The sequence below is a fragment of the Metasolibacillus fluoroglycofenilyticus genome (assembly GCF_003049645.1).
Lineage (GTDB): Bacteria > Bacillota > Bacilli > Bacillales_A > Planococcaceae > Metasolibacillus > Metasolibacillus fluoroglycofenilyticus.
Genome location: NZ_PYWK01000001.1, coordinates 1,764,705 through 1,787,398 on the forward strand (window position 1 = coordinate 1,764,705; position 22,694 = coordinate 1,787,398).

The 22,694-nt window shown below is 37.4% G+C and carries 20 protein-coding genes; 5 read left to right on the forward strand and 15 right to left on the reverse strand.

The annotated features are described in order from the left end of the window. Positions 1 to 372: 372 nt before the first annotated feature. From C9J36_RS08225 to C9J36_RS08235, 3 genes are all read right to left on the reverse strand, one after another. Positions 373 to 1,758: a HAMP domain-containing sensor histidine kinase gene (locus C9J36_RS08225; protein ID WP_107942783.1), complete on the reverse strand. Its 1,386-nt coding sequence runs from the start codon at positions 1,756 to 1,758 to the stop codon at positions 373 to 375. A gap of 3 nt (positions 1,759 to 1,761) precedes the next feature. Continuing rightward, positions 1,762 to 2,430 (reverse strand): response regulator transcription factor, encoded by a 669-nt coding sequence (locus C9J36_RS08230; protein ID WP_082798916.1) that lies wholly within the window; start codon positions 2,428 to 2,430, stop codon positions 1,762 to 1,764. A 245-nt stretch (positions 2,431 to 2,675) separates the two neighbouring features. Next, the gene (locus tag C9J36_RS08235) at positions 2,676 to 4,715 is read right to left on the reverse strand and encodes a diguanylate cyclase (protein WP_161956395.1); all 2,040 of its coding nucleotides are present in this window, start codon (positions 4,713 to 4,715) and stop codon (positions 2,676 to 2,678) included. Between the two features lie 899 nt (positions 4,716 to 5,614). Between C9J36_RS08235 and C9J36_RS08240 the strand changes: the two genes are divergently transcribed. Continuing rightward, entirely contained in the window at positions 5,615 to 6,163 is a 549-nt protein-coding gene (locus C9J36_RS08240) for a GNAT family N-acetyltransferase (RefSeq protein ID WP_107942785.1), read from the forward strand. Positions 6,164 to 6,306: 143 nt separating this feature from the next. On the opposite strand, the gene murG is transcribed toward C9J36_RS08240, so the two are convergent. From murG to C9J36_RS08260, 4 genes are all read right to left on the reverse strand, one after another. Continuing rightward, positions 6,307 to 7,386, reverse strand: coding sequence for an undecaprenyldiphospho-muramoylpentapeptide beta-N-acetylglucosaminyltransferase (murG, locus tag C9J36_RS08245; protein ID WP_107942786.1), 1,080 nt, complete (start codon positions 7,384 to 7,386; stop codon positions 6,307 to 6,309). A gap of 521 nt (positions 7,387 to 7,907) precedes the next feature. Then, positions 7,908 to 8,693: a CAP domain-containing protein gene (locus C9J36_RS08250; RefSeq protein ID WP_107942787.1), complete on the reverse strand. Its 786-nt coding sequence runs from the start codon at positions 8,691 to 8,693 to the stop codon at positions 7,908 to 7,910. Positions 8,694 to 8,892: 199 nt separating this feature from the next. Further along, positions 8,893 to 9,792 carry a CobW family GTP-binding protein gene (locus C9J36_RS08255; RefSeq protein WP_107942788.1) on the reverse strand — a complete coding sequence of 300 codons (900 nt, stop codon included), beginning with the start codon at positions 9,790 to 9,792 and terminating at the stop codon, positions 8,893 to 8,895. A 107-nt stretch (positions 9,793 to 9,899) separates the two neighbouring features. Continuing rightward, positions 9,900 to 11,402, reverse strand: a complete 1,503-nt coding sequence (locus C9J36_RS08260; RefSeq protein ID WP_066162910.1) for a lmo1851 family serine protease — start codon at positions 11,400 to 11,402, stop codon at positions 9,900 to 9,902. A gap of 214 nt (positions 11,403 to 11,616) precedes the next feature. On the opposite strand from C9J36_RS08260, the gene C9J36_RS08265 reads away from it, so the two are divergent. Next, entirely contained in the window at positions 11,617 to 11,973 is a 357-nt protein-coding gene (locus C9J36_RS08265) for a hypothetical protein (RefSeq protein WP_107942789.1), read from the forward strand. 390 nt (positions 11,974 to 12,363) lie between these two features. Here C9J36_RS08265 and deoD read toward each other — a convergent pair whose 3' ends face one another. Continuing rightward, on the reverse strand, positions 12,364 to 13,068 hold the full coding sequence (deoD, locus tag C9J36_RS08270) for a purine-nucleoside phosphorylase (RefSeq protein ID WP_066162902.1): 705 nt from the start codon (positions 13,066 to 13,068) through the stop codon (positions 12,364 to 12,366). A gap of 89 nt (positions 13,069 to 13,157) precedes the next feature. Further along, positions 13,158 to 13,382: a YozE family protein gene (locus tag C9J36_RS08275; protein WP_107942790.1), complete on the reverse strand. Its 225-nt coding sequence runs from the start codon at positions 13,380 to 13,382 to the stop codon at positions 13,158 to 13,160. A gap of 125 nt (positions 13,383 to 13,507) precedes the next feature. On the opposite strand from C9J36_RS08275, the gene C9J36_RS08280 reads away from it, so the two are divergent. Continuing rightward, entirely contained in the window at positions 13,508 to 15,298 is a 1,791-nt protein-coding gene (locus C9J36_RS08280; protein ID WP_066164395.1) for a methyl-accepting chemotaxis protein, read from the forward strand. 50 nt (positions 15,299 to 15,348) lie between these two features. Here the strand turns inward: C9J36_RS08280 and msrB are convergent, their stop codons facing one another. From msrB to C9J36_RS08305, 5 genes are all read right to left on the reverse strand, one after another. After that, positions 15,349 to 15,780 carry a peptide-methionine (R)-S-oxide reductase MsrB gene (msrB, locus tag C9J36_RS08285; RefSeq protein WP_201261899.1) on the reverse strand — a complete coding sequence of 144 codons (432 nt, stop codon included), beginning with the start codon at positions 15,778 to 15,780 and terminating at the stop codon, positions 15,349 to 15,351. Next, a complete protein-coding gene (msrA, locus tag C9J36_RS08290) occupies positions 15,770 to 16,303 on the reverse strand; it encodes a peptide-methionine (S)-S-oxide reductase MsrA (protein WP_107942791.1) in 534 nt (177 codons plus the stop codon). Before msrA ends, msrB begins: the two co-directional genes overlap by 11 nt. Continuing rightward, a complete protein-coding gene (locus C9J36_RS08295) occupies positions 16,304 to 16,882 on the reverse strand; it encodes a YpmS family protein (RefSeq protein ID WP_107942792.1) in 579 nt (192 codons plus the stop codon). Between the two features lie 8 nt (positions 16,883 to 16,890). Next, complete coding sequence (locus tag C9J36_RS08300) at positions 16,891 to 17,802, reverse strand: GDSL-type esterase/lipase family protein (protein WP_107942793.1); 912 nt, start codon at positions 17,800 to 17,802, stop codon at positions 16,891 to 16,893. A 483-nt stretch (positions 17,803 to 18,285) separates the two neighbouring features. Then, entirely contained in the window at positions 18,286 to 19,128 is an 843-nt protein-coding gene (locus C9J36_RS08305; protein ID WP_107942794.1) for a DegV family protein, read from the reverse strand. A gap of 194 nt (positions 19,129 to 19,322) precedes the next feature. On the opposite strand from C9J36_RS08305, the gene trhA reads away from it, so the two are divergent. Both trhA and C9J36_RS08315 read left to right on the forward strand, forming a co-directional pair. Next, positions 19,323 to 19,961: a PAQR family membrane homeostasis protein TrhA gene (gene trhA / locus C9J36_RS08310; protein ID WP_201261900.1), complete on the forward strand. Its 639-nt coding sequence runs from the start codon at positions 19,323 to 19,325 to the stop codon at positions 19,959 to 19,961. Positions 19,962 to 20,057: 96 nt separating this feature from the next. After that, entirely contained in the window at positions 20,058 to 20,891 is an 834-nt protein-coding gene (locus C9J36_RS08315) for a DUF6612 family protein (protein ID WP_107942795.1), read from the forward strand. A gap of 250 nt (positions 20,892 to 21,141) precedes the next feature. Here C9J36_RS08315 and floT read toward each other — a convergent pair whose 3' ends face one another. Then, positions 21,142 to 22,689 carry a flotillin lipid rafts scaffold protein FloT gene (gene floT, locus C9J36_RS08320; RefSeq protein ID WP_107942796.1) on the reverse strand — a complete coding sequence of 516 codons (1,548 nt, stop codon included), beginning with the start codon at positions 22,687 to 22,689 and terminating at the stop codon, positions 21,142 to 21,144. Positions 22,690 to 22,694 lie beyond the last annotated feature (5 nt).

Genomic DNA, 22,694 nt, shown 5'->3' on the forward strand with positions numbered 1-22,694 from the left:
AAAATAAACATTTTTGAGCTCTCTACTATGTATCTTGGCTAACTTTAGTCCAGATTTTGAGGTGCTGTTAGAAGTTAATCACGACACATGCCCTTAGAGTTAACCGACCTGCTTCAAGCAAGCCTCACTCCAAATTCCGCGACATCCGCCTAGGTCTTTATTTTGATATAATGTGCTTCTAAACACAAACCGCATCAAGATAACATAGCTGAGCCTATTTATTTTTTGTATACTCATATTCTCTATTATTGAACAGAGAACATTTTTCCACTTCAATCTTACTACTCTCTACAAAAAATACAACTATTTTTCAATAAATAAGTCAAATTTTTAGCTAACTATAGAAAAACAAAACCTTCCGACCGAAATTCCTCACTTTTTCAAAGGGATTTTTAACAAAAATGTTGTTCCTTGTTGGATTTTGCTTTGTACTTCGAGCACAACATGATATTTCGTTGCAAGCATTTTTGTAATACTTAAACCGAGTCCAGTTCCCCCTCCATTTTGCTGACGTGATTCATCCACTCGGTAAAAACGGTCAAAAATAAAAGGCAAGTGCTCCTCAGCAATCCCTATACCATTATCCTTCAATTCAATATAAAAGCAATCATCCAATCGAGCTGTTGAAATTGTAATTTCAGGAACAGCTTTATTATATCTTATTCCGTTTTCAATAATGTTGCGCAATATTTGTGCAAGTGCTTCAGGTGAAATTGGAAGTAAATCGGTTTGCTTAATTTCCTCTATTTGAAATATAGCATGCGGGTATACCGCTTTTAATTCATTTATTACTTGACTGATTACTAAAACAACATCAGCTTGTGCGGCTCCCCCTTGCTCTCGTCTTGCAAGCTGCAATAACTCTTCAATCATTTTTTTCATTCTTTTCACTTCATTAAGCGAGCTTTCGATAGATTCATTTAGGATTTGTGGGTCGTCCTTCCCCCAGCGTGCTAACAAGGATAGATGCCCTTCGACAGCTTGAATGGGTGTGCGTAGTTCATGAGAGGCATCTGCAACAAATTGCTGTTGCTGTGTAAAAGAAATCTTTAGCTCCTCTAACATCGAATCGTACATTTTTAGCAAATCGCCAATTTCATCGTCTGCATGATAAGTAAAAGCCTCGCGCTCTGTTAAACCTTTATCTCGTACTAATCGCATTGAATCCCTAAGCTGTTGAAGTGGTCGAACTAAACGATTTGCTAAATAATAACTAATAAAAGCGACAAGTAATAATGCACCTATTCCTACAATCGTCATTGTTGTTAAAACATATTGCATCATTTTTTCGAAGGTTGTAAGTGGGTGAATTAATTGCATATAACCTTGAAATGACCCAATTTGTACAATGCGCTCGATGATATAGGCATCTGTCCCTTGAATATCTGACTTGCGAACGACCGTTCTTAAAAGCTCCTCATAGGTCGTCGCTGTTGGTGCTGCGGGCAATACGTCATTGCCAAAATGAAGAAGCTCTATCCCATCAAAATTCATAATCCGCACTGTTTGCTCTTGATGAATAATTGATTTTAAGTCTGGATCACGTTGCAATAGCTGGATTGTAATTGCCGGCGTTTCAAAAAACACGCTAATATCATCCGCTGTTCTTAGAGCATTGCGCTCCTCATTATTTAAGAGCCACGTGTGCAATGATATATATAAAATCACACAAATAACCGCATAACTAATAAAAATGGTGACAGCGGTTGAAAGCATCCATTTCTCTTTTAGTGACAATTGATTATATAGTTGTTTCATTGCTTAGCCTCTCATTACATAGCCGACGCCGCGTACCGTTTCTATATAGGGCTGCTCCTCCGTCTTCAACTTGGTGCGCAAATGGCGTATATAAACATCTACGACATTCGTCTCCACCTCACTATCAAAGCCCCAAACAGCTTCCAAAATGCGTTCACGCGTACAGACTTTATTTATATTTTGTGCTAAAAACACTAATAAATCATATTCTGTCTTTGTCAAATCTAGTTTTTTATTTTCAAAAGCTACTTCGTAAGCTTCTAAATCAATTTCTAAACTGCGGCATACGAGCAAATTTTCTGTAGCTTGCTTGCTAACACGTCGCATAATAGAACGAATGCGAGCTAGTAGCTCCTCAATCGCAAATGGCTTGACGATATAATCATCCGCCCCTGCATCCAGTCCAGCAACACGGTCCATTACCGCGTCACGAGCCGTCAGCAAAATAATCGGGACATTAGACTGCTGACGAACCCGTCTACATACTTCAATCCCATTTAATTGTGGTAACATTACATCTAGCAATAGACAATCATAATTATCCGTAAGTGCCTCTGATAAGCCTTCTCGTCCATCGAATACACACTTTACGTCAAATTGCTCATGCCTCAATTCTAATTCAATAAATCGTGAAATGTTTTTTTCGTCTTCCACTAACAGTATTTTTTTCATCTGTATCACCATCTTATTTATTTCTACAGAAATATATATTCATGCTCGACTGTTCTCACTTCGGAGACCTTAAAAATGCTCTAATAACTTTACAAAAGTTTTTAAAGCGGTTGTATTTTCATCCAATGAGATAAATATAGCCTCTGGCAGAAGCCGTAGTTAACGACAATTCATTTTTAGTAAATAGCTAGGGCTGTCCAAAAAGGGCTACCCCTTTTCGGACAGCCCCGAATCAACCTCTAACCTTATTGTACGTCATCATAAATTTTGAAGCCATTTTTTTCTACCATTTTCGCCTTGTATAATGCCTTATCAGCATTTTCTAATAACGTTTCTAATGTTGTAGCATGGTCAGGGTAATAGCTAGCACCAATTGATACGGTTGGCTTAAAATGATTCCCTTGAATAATTGCACCGAGCAGCAGGTTTTCTTGAATGCGGGCGATAATGTCATTAATCACCTTTTTCCGCTCATTTTCTATAATAGATAGATCCGCTAAAATTACAACAAATTCATCCCCACCCACTCGCACAGCAAAATCACTAGCTCTAATACTTGCTGCAATGCGCTCACCTGTCAATTTAATAAATTCATCCCCAACATCATGACCGTATCGATCATTAATCGCCTTAAAATTATCACCATCAATATATAAAACTGCGATGGAGCGGGCATTTTCCTTTGCAAAATTAAGAACACGTGGAAATTCCTCTTCTAAATACCTTCTATTCGGAAGCTGTGTTAGATTATCATGATAGGCCATAAAACGCAGAGAATTTTCAAGCTTTTTACGTTCTGTAATTTCGCGTGATACCATAATGATTTGATAGGCATTTTCTTTTCGCTCGTCTTTTGCAGCCTTATATTTCCCTTCCGTCCAAATAATACGACCTTTTTTTGTCTGCAATGCTAGCTCAATTGTCATTTCATTGCATTCCACATTCTTCAATTCTGATAGCCATGTTGCTTCACTTTCTCTTGTTAAAAAGGAAGAATAGCTTTTGCCAATTAACTCTTCCTCTACATATTCAAAAGTGTGAGCATATGATGGTGAAGCGTATTCAATAACGCCCTTTTCATCCATTATGACAATGAAATCATTCATATTTTCAGTAATCATACGGAAAGTCCGCTCAATGTTTTGGAGCTCTGCCATCAAGCGCCTTTTATCAGACGAATCATAATTAACCGAAAAATAGCTATCAATCTCACCATCTGCATTTACTAAAGGAATAATGGTTGTTTCTACCCAATATAATTCACCTTGCTTTGAACGATTGCATATTTCACCTTGCCATATATCACCTTGGCGTAGCGTATCCCACATTTTTTCACCAAATTCGGGTGGGTGATAGCCAGAATCTAATACATCATGTGTTTGACCAATTAACTCCTCTCTTGTATAGCCAGTACGAGCAATAAAGCGGTCGTTTAAATCAATAATTTTTTTATCGCTATCAATAATGGATAATTCTACAGCATTATTAATAGCATTTTTTATTATTGCTAAGCCATGTGATGTTTCGCGTAGTTCTTTTTGCTGCTCAATAAAATCTGTAATTTCTTGCAAAATTAAAAATATCGCAATAACGCTACCGTTTTCATTTGCTAGCGGTGAAAATGTCGCAGTAAAGCTTCGTATTTTATTTTCTTTATCTATGAATTTAACAATCTTTGAAGTAAAATTATCGCCGCTTTGCGCATCTGTTAAGTAGCTCTGCCACTCAGCTACGTAAGGCTCTCTAATTAGAGGTAGACTTAGAAATGGTTGACCTTGCATGCTTTTTGCACAAATGCCAAAATCATCAATAAAACGCTCATTTGCCTCTAAAAACATCAAATCATTCGATATTAAAACAGTTGATAAAAATGTTTTAAAGAACACCGAGCGCATAAATAAGTATTTATCTTGCAAATCACGATCAAAGGCGATTTCCTTTGATATTGCTAAAATGAAGATTTCATCATGAACAAAGACCGGAAAAACCGTCGTTTCATGCTTCCTCACTTCGTTCGTGTAATAATCATAGTCCTGAAAATTTTGCTGTACTTTTGTTTCAACAGCTAAATGATAATAATGCAAAATTGTTTTTGCTAAGTGTTTGGGCATGATTTCAGCAACTGTTTTTCCGCATGGAGCAACATCAAAAAGACGACTTGCAGCAGTATTTGTATATACGTACTCAAAATCCTCGTCCTTTTTCTTCATAAAAAAGACCATATCTTTGCTATCTTTAAACATTATATTAAATTGCACTTCTGAAAGAAATGGTTGCACCATCATTCGTGACACCTGCCCTATATCCATTATGCTATAGAAAATTCAAGCTTTAATTTTCTAAGCGAGTTTATGAAATTTTATTTTCAATTAAGCCTTGGCTAACTCTAGTCCAGAGCTTTTCAAAATCTGTGACATCAGCCAGAGCTTAGACCAACATAATATTGGTCACCGAGTCGTTCCCCACATATGTGGTATTCTTCGACTAAGTTCCTCTTTGTCAGCGGTTATTTTGATGTTCACCGAATTGAGCCTAATATACGACCGCCTATTGAGGGAGACTTTTTCTAAAGGAAGTTAAACTAGAATGAATATATCATATTCCTATTTACCCACGCCTTTTTTACTAAAATTTACATTTAAAAAAATGTTTGAAAATCGATAAAAAAGGCAATAAGTATAAATATAAAATGCATTTTTGTTATATATTATAGCAATTTTCATCGCCTTAATAAAATAATTATTTATGGAAAAAACAGTGTGAATTTACTGTTATTTAATATTAACAATTCCCACATATCTGAATATTCAGAGTAGAAAATCTCACTTAAGTTATTTTTATTTTTTCGAGAAAAATGCTTGCAGAAACAACCTATAGTATTATATGATATTTTCACGAAAATATCTCTTTTGTTAGCAAGTATACATATGCTTGCAGCAGCAAAAGATAGCCTTTGGCACATATTTTGGATGTCCATAACCGTTGGTGATTTTATAACGGTTATTTTTCAACTTTTTTTAACATTGAAAATTCTGCCGCGGCAACATTAATCGTAATTTCATATGCAAAGTAGCGAGTAACTAAAGGTTGTAACATAGTACGATGTCTAGGTTATATAGGAGTTAAGTTCGAAATGCATGCCTTGTGATTTTTTACCTATCCCCTATTAAAGGAGGCGTTTCGCATGTTGAAACCCCGTGATGTACATGAAGCAACTGAACTCTATCAACTATTAAGCCATCCGTCTGTTTTTCCTTATGTCCGCCAAAAAGCAGCATCGGCTGAGGAATATTTGTTTATGACAAAGCAGCTTATCGAGGAAGAACAGAATGGTATTACGATTTCCCGAACAATAGTAGATGATTGGGGGCAGCCAATCGGAACAATTAGCGTTTATGATATTCAAGACGGTGCGGGCTTCCTAGGCACTTGGATTGGGCAGCCATTTCAAGGAATGGGCTACAATCAAAAAGCCAAATTATTTTTTTTACAAGAGCTTTTTTTCCAATATGATTTCCATACAGTTTTTTTACGTATTCGGAAAGAAAACAGCCGTTCAAAGGCGGCGGCACTTAAGCTACCATATGTAGCCTGTGCAGAGGAATCACACCCTGCACTTTTTGAGCAAATTAATCGCGGTGAAGCTCAATTCGATTTATTTAAAATTCCAAAAGATTTATTTTATTTAACAACTGCCCATGCACAAATTGATTCTGAAGAGCAAGCAATGTGAATATAAGGCTGACATAGTTTGCAAAACTTGTCAGCTTTTTTAATTTATATTTCCCCAACAGTGTGTAATAATCTCATACAATTAGGATAAGCAAATGGCTGTAGAAAAAGCAGGCTTGTGCCTGCGTCTCTACAGCCTTTGCATTATTTTTCATACTGTGTAATCAGCACAACCATTTCATCTGGTGTTTTAGGTCGCTCAGCATCAGCCATCGCATCAATCATTTCACTTTCATGCTCGACTACATAGTTTAGTGCATCGATAAATGATTGCTTCGTTAAAGCCTCTTCCTCCAACACATGGGCAAATTTTTGTTTTTTAAATAAATTTGCATTTAATATTTGGTCACCACGACTTTTACTTGCGGATAACGGAATAAGTAACATCGGCTTTTGTAGTGCTAGAAATTCAAAAATAGAGTTTGAACCTGCACGAGAAACAACATAGTCTGCTGCATGCAATAAATTAGGCAACTCCGTTGTCACATATTCGAATTGCTTATAGCCTTTTAGAGATGTTAATGATACATCAATATTTCCCTTACCACATAAATGTATAATATGATAGCGCTCTAGTAGATTGGATAAATTCATGCGCAATGCATCATTCAAAACAACTGAGCCTAAGCTTCCTCCCATAACGAGCAATACTTTTTTCGCTGTTTGCTCGAATTGACAGAGCTCTAACCCTTTTTCTCTAGACCCTTCAAACAATTGCTGTCTAATAATTGAACCTGTGCATGTAGCTTTATCGCTTGGTAAATGCTGCATCGTTTCTTTAAATACAGTAAAAACATGTGAGGCAAACGGTAAAGCTAGCTTATTTGCTAAACCTGGTGTTACATCAGATTCATGTACAACGACAGGAATGTTTGCTAATTTCGCTGCCATTACGACCGGAACAGAAACAAAGCCTCCTTTTGAAAAAATAACAGTAGGTTTTACTTTTCGAATAATCGAAAAGGCTTGCGTGATACCATATAAAACACGAAATGGGTCTGTAAAGTTTTTGACGGAAAAATAGCGACGCAATTTCCCACTTGAAATGCTATGATACTTTATTTCAGGGAAATTACTGCCAATTAACTCTTTTTCTATACCGTCGTAAGAACCAATATAATGAACTTCATATCCCTCTTTCATTAACGAAGGAATAATTGCTTCATTAAGCGACACATGCCCCGCGGTCCCTCCACCTGTTAAAATAATTGTTTGTTGTTTCACATCAATTCCCCTATTCTTTCAAACTTATATTGAATCAATTATACCTTGGCTAGCTCTATTCTGAATTCAGCTTTAGACATGCGTTATAGGTCAATCAGTCATTATTACACGATATGACACTTTTAGACTTTTTAAGAGCTCCTCACTGAATTCCTGCCATCTGCCAGAGGCTTTAACTTCACTTTTCATCCAGTACAATGATTTACAACACCTTATTGTACTATATGCAGAGGAAAAGATATAGATGATATAGGAAATTCAAGGAGTAAATACGGTCAACAAAAGTAAAACAAGAGCCTCTATAGCCATCAAATTTAAAGAAAATCTGTGATTTTTAGATTTGTTCAAATGGCTATGCCCCCTAACTGAAACAATAAGACCGCCTAGAATAAATTATCTTCTAGGCGGCCTTATAATGTAAAACATATTGCGTTAATTTAAAGTTATTTCTAATTTGCGAACATTAGCTAATCGGCGTTGAACAAGTGCCGGCTAAAATTCCTACTAATTTAAGCTTCGCTTTATTTTTGAATAAATTGTTGTGTCCAATAGTTACCATTTTCAACATAACCGACGCCGATATGTGTAAATTGAGCATTTAAAATATTCGCACGGTGCCCTGGTGAATCCATCCATGCTTGAACGACCTCTTGTGGTGTACGCTGACCTTGTGCAATATTCTCCCCTGCACTTTTATACGTAATACCTAGTGCTTTCATACGCTCAAATGGTGAACCAAGTGTTGGGCTTGTATGTGAAAAGTATTTATTGCTTTGCATATCCTGTGATTTTTCACGTGCTGCTGCCATAAGCTTTTCATCCATTTCAAATGGTTTTAAACCAGCGTTTACACGTTCTACATTCGTTAATTTTACAACCTCTTGCTCAAAAGCACTGACTGTTTGGCTTGTCGATGTAGATGGTTTCTCCGTAGTTGGATTTGTATTAGATGGTTTCTCCGTAACCGGTGTTGACGGTACAGTTGGTTTTTCTGTCACCGTATTAGAATCTGCTGGCTTTTCTGTAGACGGTGTTGTCGGTTTTTCTGTAGCCTCGTTTGAATTTGATGGTTTTTCTGTAGTCGGTGCTGTTGGCACAGTGTTCGACCACTTATTCCCTGTTTGCTTGTCCTTCAATGGCATAACTATTTGCCATTTATGATCTGACCATTTATATATTACTTTACAATTTGTTACTTGCTTTACTTGTACTTGCTGCCCATCAGAAACATTTGCTGAAGCAGACGCCATTTGGATTGGTGCTGCTAATAAAAAAGTGGCAAAAACGGCTGTTAATGTTTTTTTCATTTTGCAATTCCTCCTTTACGCTAGTAAGCATACAAGAAAAATTTACGCCATTTTTGACCAAACTTTACCAATGAAACCATAGAGAGCAAAAATTATTGAAAAATCAATGTTTGTTCTTCCGTTTATCAGGTACGATTTGCCATTCTATGAAACAGTTACACTTTAAAAGCTGTTGACACTTTTTAAAATTAGTAGATTTTTAATTACCGATTATTGATATCTCGTTAATATTTTCTCCAATAATAACGAGCTTCGGCTCCATTTTTACGTATTCAGGTAGCCATTGCACCATCCCATATGCATATTGGAATAGCATCGGGTTACGTGCACCGGCAATTGGCACATAGCCTTTCATGCGATAAACGGTTTCAGGCAATGAGCGTACCCACACCTCAAACTCCTCCTCGCTAAAGCTTGTCGTAAACTGCACTAAACGTGAGCCCAAATTAAAGCTTTTGCTGATTTTTGCTGGTGTAACCTCATCTTTAGATGGCTGAATCATCGACTGCATTTGCTGTAAAAATTGAATTGGTACTCGACCATTTGTTGTTTGTAATAGCGCGGCATGCGCATTAAAGCTTTGTAACTCGTAAACTACTTGCGCTTGTTCTTCTTCCGACAATAAATCAATTTTATTGGCAAGTAGTATATGTGCATGACGAATTTGTTCCATAAATAGAGAGCGTGCCTGTGGTGATAATGTGGAACGATTTAGCCATAGCTTGCTATCTGCTACAGTTACAATTCCTTTAATATTCAATTGCTCCGCGAATAAAGGAGAAAACACTGCATCTAATGCCTCCACAGGATGAGCTGCTCCTGTCGTTTCAATTAACAATACATCGAATTGCTGATCAAATAATAATGATTGAATTTGTGCCTCCGTCTTTTCGGCCCCTGTACAGCAAATGCAGCCCTCTAGCATTTCCTTTAATGGAACATCTTTCTCCACCGCCTGTGAATCGAAAGGCAGTTTGCCAAGCTCGTTCATAATCACTGCTGGCTTCAAGCCCTGCTCCTTAAACTGTCGAATCACATCTATTAATAGCGATGTTTTACCGCTTCCTAAAAATCCACTTAATAAATAGACATCTTTCATTATTTCTCACCTCTAGAAAGGGGCTGTCAGAAAAGGTTTTATCCTTCCTAACAGCCCGTTATTTACAAAGAGCGTGTCTCAAAATGACTTTTCAGACACGCTCTTTCTTATTCATCACTTGCTTCTGTCTCTGGCTCCTCACCAATTAGAAGCTTTTTCGCTTCCAATAATTGCGGGTCATCCGTACGAAGTTTCTCGCGTAATGCATCCATTAATGCATATGTTGTTTCTCCAGATAAAACACCTGTATCCTCTAGATTATTCGCTACTTGGAATTGCTTTACTGCTTCTTCAGTTTCTTCATCAAACAGATTGTCGACATTTCCTACCTCGTAGCCTAACACTTCAAGCATTTGCTCGGCTGCATTGACAAGCTTTGAATTCGTTTCTAACTTTAACTCTTGCTTCGGATCAATATAAGGTAATGACGCGTAAGTTGCTGTATCTACATCAATATCCGGTACAATTCCTTTTTCATTAATCCAATTACCATTTGGTGTTAGCCATTTACTAGTTGTAAATTTCAAGTTTGCGCCGTCTGGTAAATCGGTTACTGTTTGCACTGTTCCTTTACCAAACGATGGTTTACCGACGATTTTTGCTCCTGCAGACTCTTGTAATGCGCCTGCTAAAATCTCAGAGGCAGATGCACTGCCCTCATCTATTAGCACTGTGACAGGAATATCATATTTTTTCCCACCTTCTGCAACCATTGCTTCAGGTTCTCCTGTACGACTTTGAATAAGTAGAATTGGCTTGCCCTCTTCTACAAAGAAGTTTGAAATTTCTAATGCAGCCGTTAAATAGCCACCTGGGTTTTGCCGTACATCAAGCACAAGCCCCTTCATTCCTTGCTTCTCAAATGCAGCTAAATTTTGAGCTACCTCTTTCGCTGTTTGCTCACTAAATGATGATATTGAAATATGGGCGATTTTATCCTCTCCCATTTCACCATGCACAGTTTCAATCGGAATATCATCACGCACAATCTTCATTTCAATAGGCTCTTCTCCATCACCACGTTGAATCATTAATGTAACAGATGTACCTTTTTCACCTCGAATACGTAAAACTGCCTCTGAGGCACTTAAACCTTTCAAGCTCTCACCATCAACAGACAAAATTAAATCCTTTGGTAAAATACCTGCTTTCTCTGCTGGTGAATTTTTAATTGGTGACACGACCATTATATAGCCATCTCGCTCTTGGATTTCCGCGCCAATACCCTGGAAGCTAGACGATAGGCTCTCATTAAAGTGTGCTGCTTCCTCTCGGTTCATATAATCCGAATATGGGTCCTCAAGCGCATCAAACATTCCATTAATTGCACCATGAATTACTTTTTCATCATCTATTTCTACATAGTAATTTTTTTTCAGTTCATCAAAAGCATCATAAAGTTGCTTAAATTCTGTACGCTCCACAGGGACTTTTACTTCTACTACCTTTTGCTCCCCAAATGTTAAAGCGAAAATCGTTAAACCAGCTGTTACTAAAATCGTTAGGAACATCAGCATAATAAATTTAAAAGGTTTTATGCTTATGTATTTACCTGCAGGCTTTATAGGTTGTTGCTGAACCTGTTCCTCAGTTCGTTGTTGTTCATCCATTACTTTCACCACTCTCATTTTCCACTATGTACGGCACACTATTCTTATCTTAACAGTTTATACACACTTCGAAAAGATTAGACGTTCATTTTTTTATTTAGTTTCACAATTATAGCAATTTTTTCTTAACATTTATGATTCTCACTTGTCCCAAATATAAGCCCATTATATAGTTTTAATAGCACTTTAAGGAAATCAATATGGAGGTTTTATTTTGTTCAAAAATTTTCGTGAAGAAATGAAGAAGGAATTGGAAATCGTTCAGGAAGATTTGGCGAAGGATACTTTTAAAGTTTGGCAAATTGACTATAATGGTCACACAATACGCGTTGTTAATGCAATAACAGAAGAAACACTCGCCATCAACAATATCATTGTGGATTGCAAAAAGCGCGACAGCATGTTCAAACAAATCGTTCCATTCGTTAAGCTACAGGGGAACATCGTTGAAGACGATGGTTCTATATCAAAGGTGACAGTAAAACTGGGTGGATTTATGACTTTGAATTGTCTTATTAAAGTAAACGGTTATGTACTACTACAGGAAAAATATAACATACCACTAAAATAGCGTTTGTATCACACGACTGGAGCGCTCTCTCTTGTTATTTTAACAAATGAGCCCATTGCAGAAGCACTACCGTCAGCTTCCAAAATGCTAGCTATGCACTTTATCTTATCATAGTAAGGACAGCAATAATCCAAATTATTAATGTAAAAGAAATGGTTAACCAAAAAGTATTTACAGCTGTCCTATCATCTTGTTTAGTCTTTTTTATAATGCTCACTAGATTTAAACAAAAAACAATACCTAATATCGGCATAAAGTATAAACCTAAAAACGCAAAAAAATAGCATCATTCCCCCTTTATTACTTTAAAAAGGCAAGTGACCTGTTTAAGAACCTTCTACAGTTGGTCACTCGCCTCTTTTTGGTTTACTTTAAACGCCGCTATATCAACTATTCCTGAATCGCAGCCTCAAGTGCTACTTTCATCATGTCATTGAAAGTTGTTTGGCGTTCTTCTGAAGAAGTTGCTTCACCTGTTAAGATGTGGTCTGATACTGTTAAAATAGATAGTGCTTGGCGACCATATTTGGCAGCCAATGTGTAAAGTGCAGCTGTTTCCATTTCAACTGCTAATACACCGTAACGCGCTAATTTTTCATTTTGATTTTCCTCTGAATAGAACATATCTGCTGTCATAATATTCCCTACTTGAAGGTTTAAGCCTGCTGCTTGACCAGCATTGTAAGCTTTTAATAATAAATCAAAATTAGCCGTTGGGGCATAATCGATGCCATTGAAAATAATTTCATTCATTTTAGAGTCTGTCGATGCTGCTTGCGCTAAAATAACGTCACGCACCTTTACATCCTTTTGAATCGCACCGCAAGTACCTACACGAATTAATTTTTGTACGCCATACTCTTCCATTAGCTCATTAATATAAATCGAAATAGATGGTACACCCATGCCTGTCCCTTGAACAGATACACGCTTTCCTTTATAAGTACCTGTATAGCCAAACATATTTCGTACTTCGTTGTAGCATGTAACATCCTCTAAAAAAGTTTCAGCAATATACTTCGCACGTAAAGGGTCCCCGGGAAGTAATACGATGTCAGCAATTTCACCTTGTTTTGCATTAATATGAATACTCATAATTTTGTCCCTCGTTTCATTATTAGTCATTTCACATCATACTTGTTTTACGCTTTTTCCGCAAGGTTAGACGTCTTGCTTTTGTTTTTTTATTCACCATATATCTCCAAATATAAAGACCAAAGCTCATCGAAGGTTGCCGCAGTTAGAATATCATCTCCTTGCATCTCGATATACTGTGATAATTCCTCAAAAGATGTCGACATTTTAGGAAAACTAGTATCACGAAAACATGCCTCCGCAAACTGAGACTTAGCATCATTTGCTAGTCCATCGCGGTATGTTAAAATGTAAGAATAAAAAGACTTTTTCAAAAATTTCTCTCCTTTTCACAAAAATCTACTTCACAAAGCATTAATATATAGGTAAACTTATTAAAGTGATGAATAATTTATCCTATAGAAAGATGGTGACAAATTTGCTATTAAAAAGGAATAAATTGAAAAGGGCTGCACCAATAAAGCTTTTCGCAAAACGAAAAAAAGAAAAGCAGCCAAAAGCACCCGTAGAGAAAAAGAAAAAGGCTAGATTTTATCAGCTTATTCGCGGACGAATATTACTTGTTTTCTCTTTATTATTAGCGATTATTCTCGCCATGGAAGTGCTATCGTATACTAATATTACTAAATTACAAACAAGCTTGCGAGATTTTGCTGATGAAAATTTGCAACAGCAAATTTCAATAAATAATTTAGCAAGCGATATTGCGAAGCTTTCCAGTCATGAGCAGACATTTCTCATTACAGGAAAAGAAGAAACTTTACAACATTACGAGATGGTTAAAGAAAATATTAATACGAATATTGCTGAGCTACAAGTAATTTTGGAGGATTTTGAAGAAGCTTCTAATATTCTAGCTTCAATCAAACAGCTTTATAGCGTTTATTTAACACATTCTCAAAATATGATTGATACACGCACTAAGTATGGCTTTGAAAATGCCCAAAAGCTAATGCACAATGGGGGTGGGCAATCATTAAAAGCATATATTGACGATTATTCGGTCAATTTAATCGATTTATTAGAAAGTAAAAATGAAGAATTGATTAAAGAGCTTGAGCAATATGCAAGCGCCACTAAAATATCATTCTTTACGCTATCAATTATCGCAATGATTTTAACGATTATATCTGGCTACATATTGTTTAAATCAATTCGACGTAACACGCACTCTATCAATACATCTATTTTAGATATTGCGAGTACTGGTGGCGATTTAACACGACGTGTACGTGTTAAAACAAATGATGAATTTGCGCAAATTGCTGACTCAACAAACACATTAATCCATTCAATTTCTACACTTGTAAAGCGCGTTTCTGGCTTAGCAGAAAATGTTTCTGCAAGCTCTCAGGAATTAATGGCAGCAGCAGATGAAAACGCAAGAATGATTGATTCCATTGCGCATTCTACGCAGGATATTGCAAATGATAGCAATACAATTATTAAACGAATGGGACAAGCTGCCCAAGATATGCAATTGCTTGAGCAATCGATGCGTGACTTAAATGAAGGTGCAACAGAGGTTCATCAAGCCTCTGAGGAAATGCGTATTGTAGCAAATAACGGTAGCAAATCTGTTAACCATTCTTCAACAGTGATGATGGACATTGAAGAAACAATGGCGAATACAACAATGACTGTTGAAGCACTTGGAAAAAAATCTGGAGAAATTACTTCTATTATTAGTACGATTACAGGTATTGCAGAGCAAACAAACCTGCTTGCACTAAACGCAGCCATCGAAGCTGCACGAGCTGGTGAGCACGGGAAAGGCTTCGCTGTCGTAGCAGATGAAGTGCGTAAACTAGCGGAACAATCGCAAAAAGCGGCACTTGAAGTAACCGGTATCATTTCTTCCATCCAAACAGAAGTAAAATCAATTATTGCGCAAAATCATGATGGTGTGCAATCTGTTATTAAAGGCGTAGAAGTTGCAAATGAAACGAATGATTCTCTTGATAAAATTTTAAAACAAACAGAACGAACAACAGAAATTATTGCTCGTATGGTAGAGAAAATAAATGTGACATTAGACTATAGCAACGCAGTGAATACTTCCTTTGTTGAAGTAAATGCGATTGCAGAGCACACAGCTTTCAGCACAGAAACGAGCGCTTCTGCAGCAATGCAAGGCTCTGCATCAATGGAGGAAATTAACGCAGCCGCTTCTGAATTAGCGAAGCAGGCAGACGATTTACGCAATGTTGTTGGAGAGTTCAAAGTATAAAAAACGTCCGAAAAGCACTGCTTTTCGGACGTTTTTACCGTCTACTGTCACTACTCAAACAAAGCTTTATATTTACCGTAGCCCTGCTCCTCCAGCTCCGCCATTGGGATAAAACGCAATGCCGCCGAATTTATACAATAGCGCATGCCTCCTAAATCCTTCGGTCCATCTGGGAAAACATGTCCTAAATGGGAATCCGCTGTTTTACTCCGAACTTCTACACGTCGCATGCCATGCGATGTATCAAAATGCTCTGTCACTTCCTGTTCCTCTAACGGTTTTGCAAAGCTTGGCCAACCGCAGCCTGCATCGAACTTATCAAGCGAAGAAAATAGCGGCTCACCCGAAACGATATCAACGTAAATCCCCTGTTCAAAATGCTGGTCATATTCATTGCGATAAGGTGGCTCTGTCCCCTGCTGTTGCGTTACATAATATTGCATTTCATTTAATTCCTTCAATCGCTGCTCTTTATTTATCATGTCCATCACCCCAATGTTTTTCTCTAAATGCGACGCGCCCTGAGCCTACTGCATAGCGCTCATAATGCGCAGGATTTTTCTGATAATAATGCTGGTGGTATGCCTCTGCTGCATAAAAAGGCTTTGCGGGTAAAATTTTCACTGCAATGGGCGCAGCAAACTTGCTAGAGGCTTGCAAGGCGGCCTTAGAGCGCTCAGCTATTTCACGCTGCTCCTCACTATGATAAAAAATCGCAGTTGTGTACGATTCCCCTCGGTCATAAAATTGTCCCCCTGCATCAGTTGGGTCTATAAGCGTCCAATATAGCTCCACAAGCTCTTCATAGGAAAATAACGCTGGATTGAAGGAAATTTGAACCGCTTCTAAATGCCCTGTCGTTTCAGAGCAAACCTGCTCATATGTCGGGTTTTCCACATGTCCACCTGTGTAACCTGAAACTACGGATTCGATTCCTTCTACTTCATCAAATGGTTTTACCATACACCAAAAGCAGCCACCTGCAAACGTTGCATATTCTAACATTTATTTCACCTCTTCTGCTGGAATTATGATTTCTAATAATATTTTATCATTTTTCAAATCAATTTCTTTAGCACGAACTCTCGAGCCAGAAGCAATATTGATTCGCGATAAATCAACGTAAATTTCCTCCTCATTCGGTCTAACAATCATCCAGCTCGGAAATTCAATCGCATCTTTCATGAGCTTTAGCACAGTCGATGGTGGAATATTTAATTTTCCTACATTTACCTCTGTTTGCTTTAGACGTATGTTACCATCGCTGACAATAGGCTCAAAATCCATCGAAATAGGAACTGTAATACCGAAGACAATTAACTCACTAAATAACTGTACTTGCTCGTTTACTTCTATTTCTACAGGTACCGGTGATTTCTCTAACGGCCCTTTTCCCATATATTTTTTAGCGATTGCTTCAAATTCTTTTGCCGTTGTTTGAACCGTTAGCACATGCCCAGTTATTTGTTGCTGTTCTGGAATTGCTTTTCCTTCTACTTTCGAAGTCGCCAAATAAACGATAAAAACAATTGAAAAAATAACCGCTCCTGCGAGTAAAAAAAAGGCGACTTTCCATTTATTCATCTATTGTATCACTCCTCAAATCCAATCAAGCCATCCGTCATTTCTTCAATACCACATGCCGTCATTGCAGATACAATGCGCTCTGTCATTCGCTCATAACCTCTAGAATTAGGATGGAAAAAATCTGTATGGTACACTAAATCCTCATTCGTATGAAACAGGTCTATTACAGGGACAAAGCACGCGTTCCCATCCTCTTCTGCTAACTGAATAATTTCATTATTCCATTCTACAATAATTTCTTCAAATGGAGTGATTTCATCTACGACAATCGAGAAAGGGTTATAAAAACCAATTAAAATGAGGGGGGCTTCTGTATTTTTAGCACGAATTCTTTTAATAATTTGCTCGTAATTATTTTTAAAATTTACCTTTTCCTCATCAAACATCTCTTTCTTTAAAGAAAAGATATCCGTCTTGACTACTTTCATGACATCATTACCACCCATTGTTATCGTAACCAAATTAGCGGTTGCTAATTCCTTATCATAATGCCCTTTTTCAAGAAGTGCCAACAGCTGCTCACTGCGACGCCCTCTTTTCCCTCGATTATCTAATGTTACAGATGCAATTGCAGGCCATTTCTCAAGCCTTTCAATCAAACGTTCAGTAAATCCTTGACGTTTATATTCATCGCCTACGCCGTCCGTTAAAGAGTCTCCTAGTGCAATATACTCTATATCCTTTGCATCTATTTCCTTTCGGCTCAGCCAGTCTAATTGAAAAATTTCACTGAGCTTATCTACAATGCTTTCCCTTTTCATTTGTTCAATATAAAGGGCATCATCTATTGGTAATGGCACATTCGACGTACCAAGCGATTTCTCATACTCTTCCTGCGTTATATCGGACTCATCCACCGTCACTGAGCAAGCAGCTAGTAATAAGCAACAACATAACACACTAACAAACAGCCTCATTCGTTCCTCTTCCCTACCAATCTTTAAATATTAAAACTACTATTTTTAACTTATGTATAATTCATTATAAAGGATATGACGAAAACAAACACGGGAGGGCATCCAACATGCCGTGCGCAGACGTCATATTCGATGCTGTCAGTGGTGTTTCTTCCAAAAATCCACTCGAAGAAAATAGCAAAAGGATTCATTGAATATAGGATAAACAGCCAGTTTAATGGATTTTCTTCTAAGTAGCAGAAATTAAACTTTCACTGTACATACTAAATGGAAACATCCGGTAAGGTCATTTTATGTTGACATTGTATTGAAAGAATGATTTTCTCCTCTTTTTTACTTAGAAGAAACACCACTAAAGTCAGTACTTCTGTCAATTCTAAAAAAAGCTCTCTCTATTGTCATAAGCAAACATTTTATCAAAACACCAACGAAAGCGTCCAAAATGTCGGCTTCTGCACGGCATTTTGGACGCCACTTCTAGTCCTATTCCGCAAAATAAATAAAGCCAATTGCTCCTGGACCTGTATGTGTACTAATAATTGGTGAAGTAAATGCAATTTCTGCATTATCAAAGCCTGTGGATTTAATTAAATCCAACAACGGCTGTCCCATCGTCTGTAACCCACCTGCATGTGAGAGACCTACACCTTTAACTGTTTTACCAGCAGTATCTTCTTGGAACTGTTTAAATAAATAATTGACGACTTGTTTATGACTACGTGCTTTTGATACAGGTGTATATTCTCCGCCCTCTAAGCTAGCGATTGGCTTAATATTTAATAATGAACCAATCATCCCCTTGCCTTTACCGATACGGCCACCTTTAATTAAGTTTTCTAGCGTATCAACAACAACATATAAGTTCGTATTCTCACGCACTACATCTAAGCGCGCTACAATATCCTCCATTGAAGCGCCTTCATCGCGTAAGCGAATCGCTTCACGGATTTGGAATGCTAGACCAAATGCAATAAAGCGTGAATCCACAACTGTCACATCTGAAGTCGTCATTTCAGCAGCTTGTCGAGCAGATTGAACTGTGCCACTCATACCACCTGTCATATGAATTGATAAAACTTGGTCGCCATCTTTTCCAAGCTCGTCGTATAGCTCTTTAAATTTTCCAGGTGCAGGCTGTGAACTTTTTGGGAGCTCAGATGAACGTTTCATTATATCCATAAATGTGATAGGTTCTATATCTATCCCATCTACATATGTATTTTGTCCAATTGAAATTGTTAATGGCACAACATGTATGCCATGTTTCGTAATTTCCTCTTTCGTTAAATCACACGTTGAATCAGTTACAATATGAATTCGTCCCACTAATGACACATCCTTTATATTCTTCTTTCCTATTATAAGTAACTTGAATTACTACTGTAAAGGTGACAAATGTAATCACTATTCATTGATAATTGTCTTTTTTCCATATGACATATTGTAGTTACAACTAATGACAAATATGTCTGTCTAAAAAATATCTATTTTACTATAGTATTTAACAAGGAGTGATTTCAATGCAAAACATCGTTTTCGATTACAAATCAAAAAATGAAGAGCTATGGAATGCAATTACACATGGTATTGGCTTATTTATCAGCATCCCTGTTTGTGTCGTTCTTATTTTACAAGCTATTGCTACAGGCGGCGTTGTCGAAGTCGTCTCATACAGTATTTTTGGGGCATCGCTTATCATATTATTTTTAAACTCTACACTACTACATAGCATGCCTTTACGCTTTAAACGCCTTTTTGCAATTCTTGACCATTCAGCTATCTATATTTTAATCGCTGGAACGTACACACCGTTTTTAGTCGTTATTTTAGATGGCGTTTTAAGCATTACATTATTATGTATTATTTGGGGTATTGCGATATTTGGGGTCGTTTTTAAATGTTTATTTATTCATCGCTTCGAGACATTTTCTTTAGGCCTGTATATCGCAATGGGCTGGCTCATCATTTTTGTGATAAAGCCGGTTTATGCATTTTTACAATTGGAAGGCTTTTTATTGCTGCTAGCAGGTGGACTGTTCTTTACATTCGGCGCTATTTTCTACGCTTGGCATCGACTCCCTTACAATCATGCAATTTGGCATCTTTTCGTTATCGCAGGCTGTGCTTGTATGGTAGGATGTGTGCTATTTTATTTGTAAATAACAGGACTTTTCTATCAAAAAACGGCTTTCTTGAAACTTTTACTAGAAAAAACAGTATAAATAGTATTCAAGTATAAAGGAGCTGTAATACAAATGCAGAAAAAAATGTTGTTAGCATTAACCGGTGTAGCAGTTATTGCTGCCGGCTGTAGCACAACGGCGACACCGAAAGAAAATACGACTGAAAAAAGCGATTTATCACTAGAAGAAGTATTTACAAAGAGTGTTGAGAGACAAAGTGAAATTCAAAGCTTTAATGCAACAATTACAATGACACAAGTAATGGATATTGGAGATGGCTCAAAAGCCGATACAACAGCTAATTTAAAAATGGGTGCAGTAAAAGAACCTATGCAATTTTTTGTTGATGGTTCAATTTCCATGACAGAACAAACAAATGGTGAAAAATTCGATATGCCACTCAAAATGTATATGACTGCCAATGATGGTTTTTATGCTTACGACAGCGCATCAGAAACATGGTTAAAGCTGCAGCAAGAAGCTTCATTAGAGGAATTACTAAATCAAGCAGGGGTACAAGCAGATGTTTCTGAGCAACTAAAATTGTTAGAAAAATATGCTGATGACTTTACATTTGAGCAAACGAATAATGAATATATTTTAACGCTAAATGCTAGCGGCGATAAATTTAAACAATTAATCGAAGAGCAAGTAGCAATGACAATGCCTGATGCGCCTGTTGAACAATTAGAAAATCTATCTTTTGATGACACTACTTATCAATTAACGATTGATAAAAAGACGTATGATATGAAAGAAATGAAGATGGATATGATTATTACAATGGAAGTGGAAGGCATAACAGCGAAGATTGACCAGAAATCAACAACAAAATACGAAGATTTTAATAATACAACGATTACAATTCCTCAAGAAGCACTAGATAACGCGCAGGAAGTACAGTAAAACTACAATTAATAAGACTAATTAATAGCTTTTATTCATTCTTCTTGACTTTTTAAGCCTTGAGAAAAATAATACATTGCGAAAAGTTTCTATTATTTTTCCTAGCTAATGATAACGGCTTAAGCCGTTTTTATTTACACAAATAGAAAGAAGTCGTGTGACAATTTATTTTGGCTAACGCAAAAATATTTAATATAGATACAAAGGGCTGTTCGAAAAGGTATATACTTTTCCAACAGCCCTTTATTTTTTACTCTTCTGTTACTACTGTTTCAGATTTTTCTTCTTTTTGTTGTACCGATGTTGGCACTGCTACAGGCATTTGCTGTGCGTATTGTTTGACAGCGCTTTTGCCCACATATGCTTCAATTAATTCTTTAACATCAATGCCTGATGAAGCTTTTAATGTTTCCTGCAAGGAACCCATTAAATTTGTTGCGTACGAAGTAACTTTATTTGCTCCTCCGCCTTCTCCACCGCCAGTATCAACAACTGTAATTTTGTCGATATTCGCTAATGGACTTGCCACTTGCTTCGCATATTCTGGCATCATGCGTACAATCATATCTAACACAGCCGCTTGACCATACTGCTCAAATGCTTCGGCGATTTTTTGCTTCGCTTCAGCTTCGGCTAAACCGCGCAGGCGAATAATTTCAGCTTCAGCCGTACCTTGTGCACGCTCCGCATCTGCCTTTGCTAAACCGTCAAGACGAATACGCTCTGCTTCCGCTTGAGCTTGTGCTTCAATACGATATTTCTCCGCATCTGCCTGCGTTAGCTGCTTCATTTTCTCTGCTGCTGCTTGCTGCTCAATCGCATAGCGCTCAGCATCCGCCTTTTTCTTCACTTCCGAATCATATTGACGCTCACGACGTAAAATCTCACGTTCCTCAAGCTCAATTTGCTTTTGACGCTCAATAATTTGTACTTGCATTTCCTGCTCTGTAACTTCCTGCTTCGCGCGAGCTGTTTCTAACTCATACGCTTGGTCTGCTCGTGCTCGTGCTATATCTTGCTCGCGGCGATATTCTGCAACCTTTAATTGATTATCCTTTTCCGCTTCGGCGATTTCTGTTGCACGTGCTAGCTCAGCCTTTTGTGCCTCTTGATCCGCTTGTGCACGTTTAATACGTGTTTCTTTATCTGCCTCTGCTGTTGCAATATCCGCATCGCGCTTTACTTGTGCAATACGTGGTTTACCCAGTGATTCAAGGTAACCATTTTTGTCACGTACATCTTTAATTGTAAAAGATACGATAACAAGACCCATTTTCGCTAAGTCCTGTGATGCCACACGTTGTACTTCCTGTGAGAATTTATCACGATTTTTATAGATTTCCTCTACTGTCATCGAGCCTAAAATCGAACGTAAATGTCCTTCTAATACTTCACGTGCTTCCATTTCACGCTCATGCTTTTCCTTGCCTAAAAATTGTTCTGCTGCTGTAGCAATTTCAGAAATGGAACCGCCAATTTTGATAATTGCTGTACCATCTGCCATAACTGGTACACCTTGCTCTGTATACACTTCTGGTGTCGTCACATCTAATTTACTTGATAACAGGCTTAATGGCTCTGCTTGTTGGAATACCGGGAATACGAATGTACCGCCCCCGCGAATAATTTTGATACGGTTTCCAGTCTCATCAGTGTGGACATTTTTTGAACCTAAGTAGCTCCCTGTTACAATTAATGCTTCGTCTGGGCCTGCTGTACGATATTTTGCCACATAAATTCCTAAAAATATAAGAATAATAACTACGACAACCCCAATAATACCTAAAGTTTCAATCATTGTTT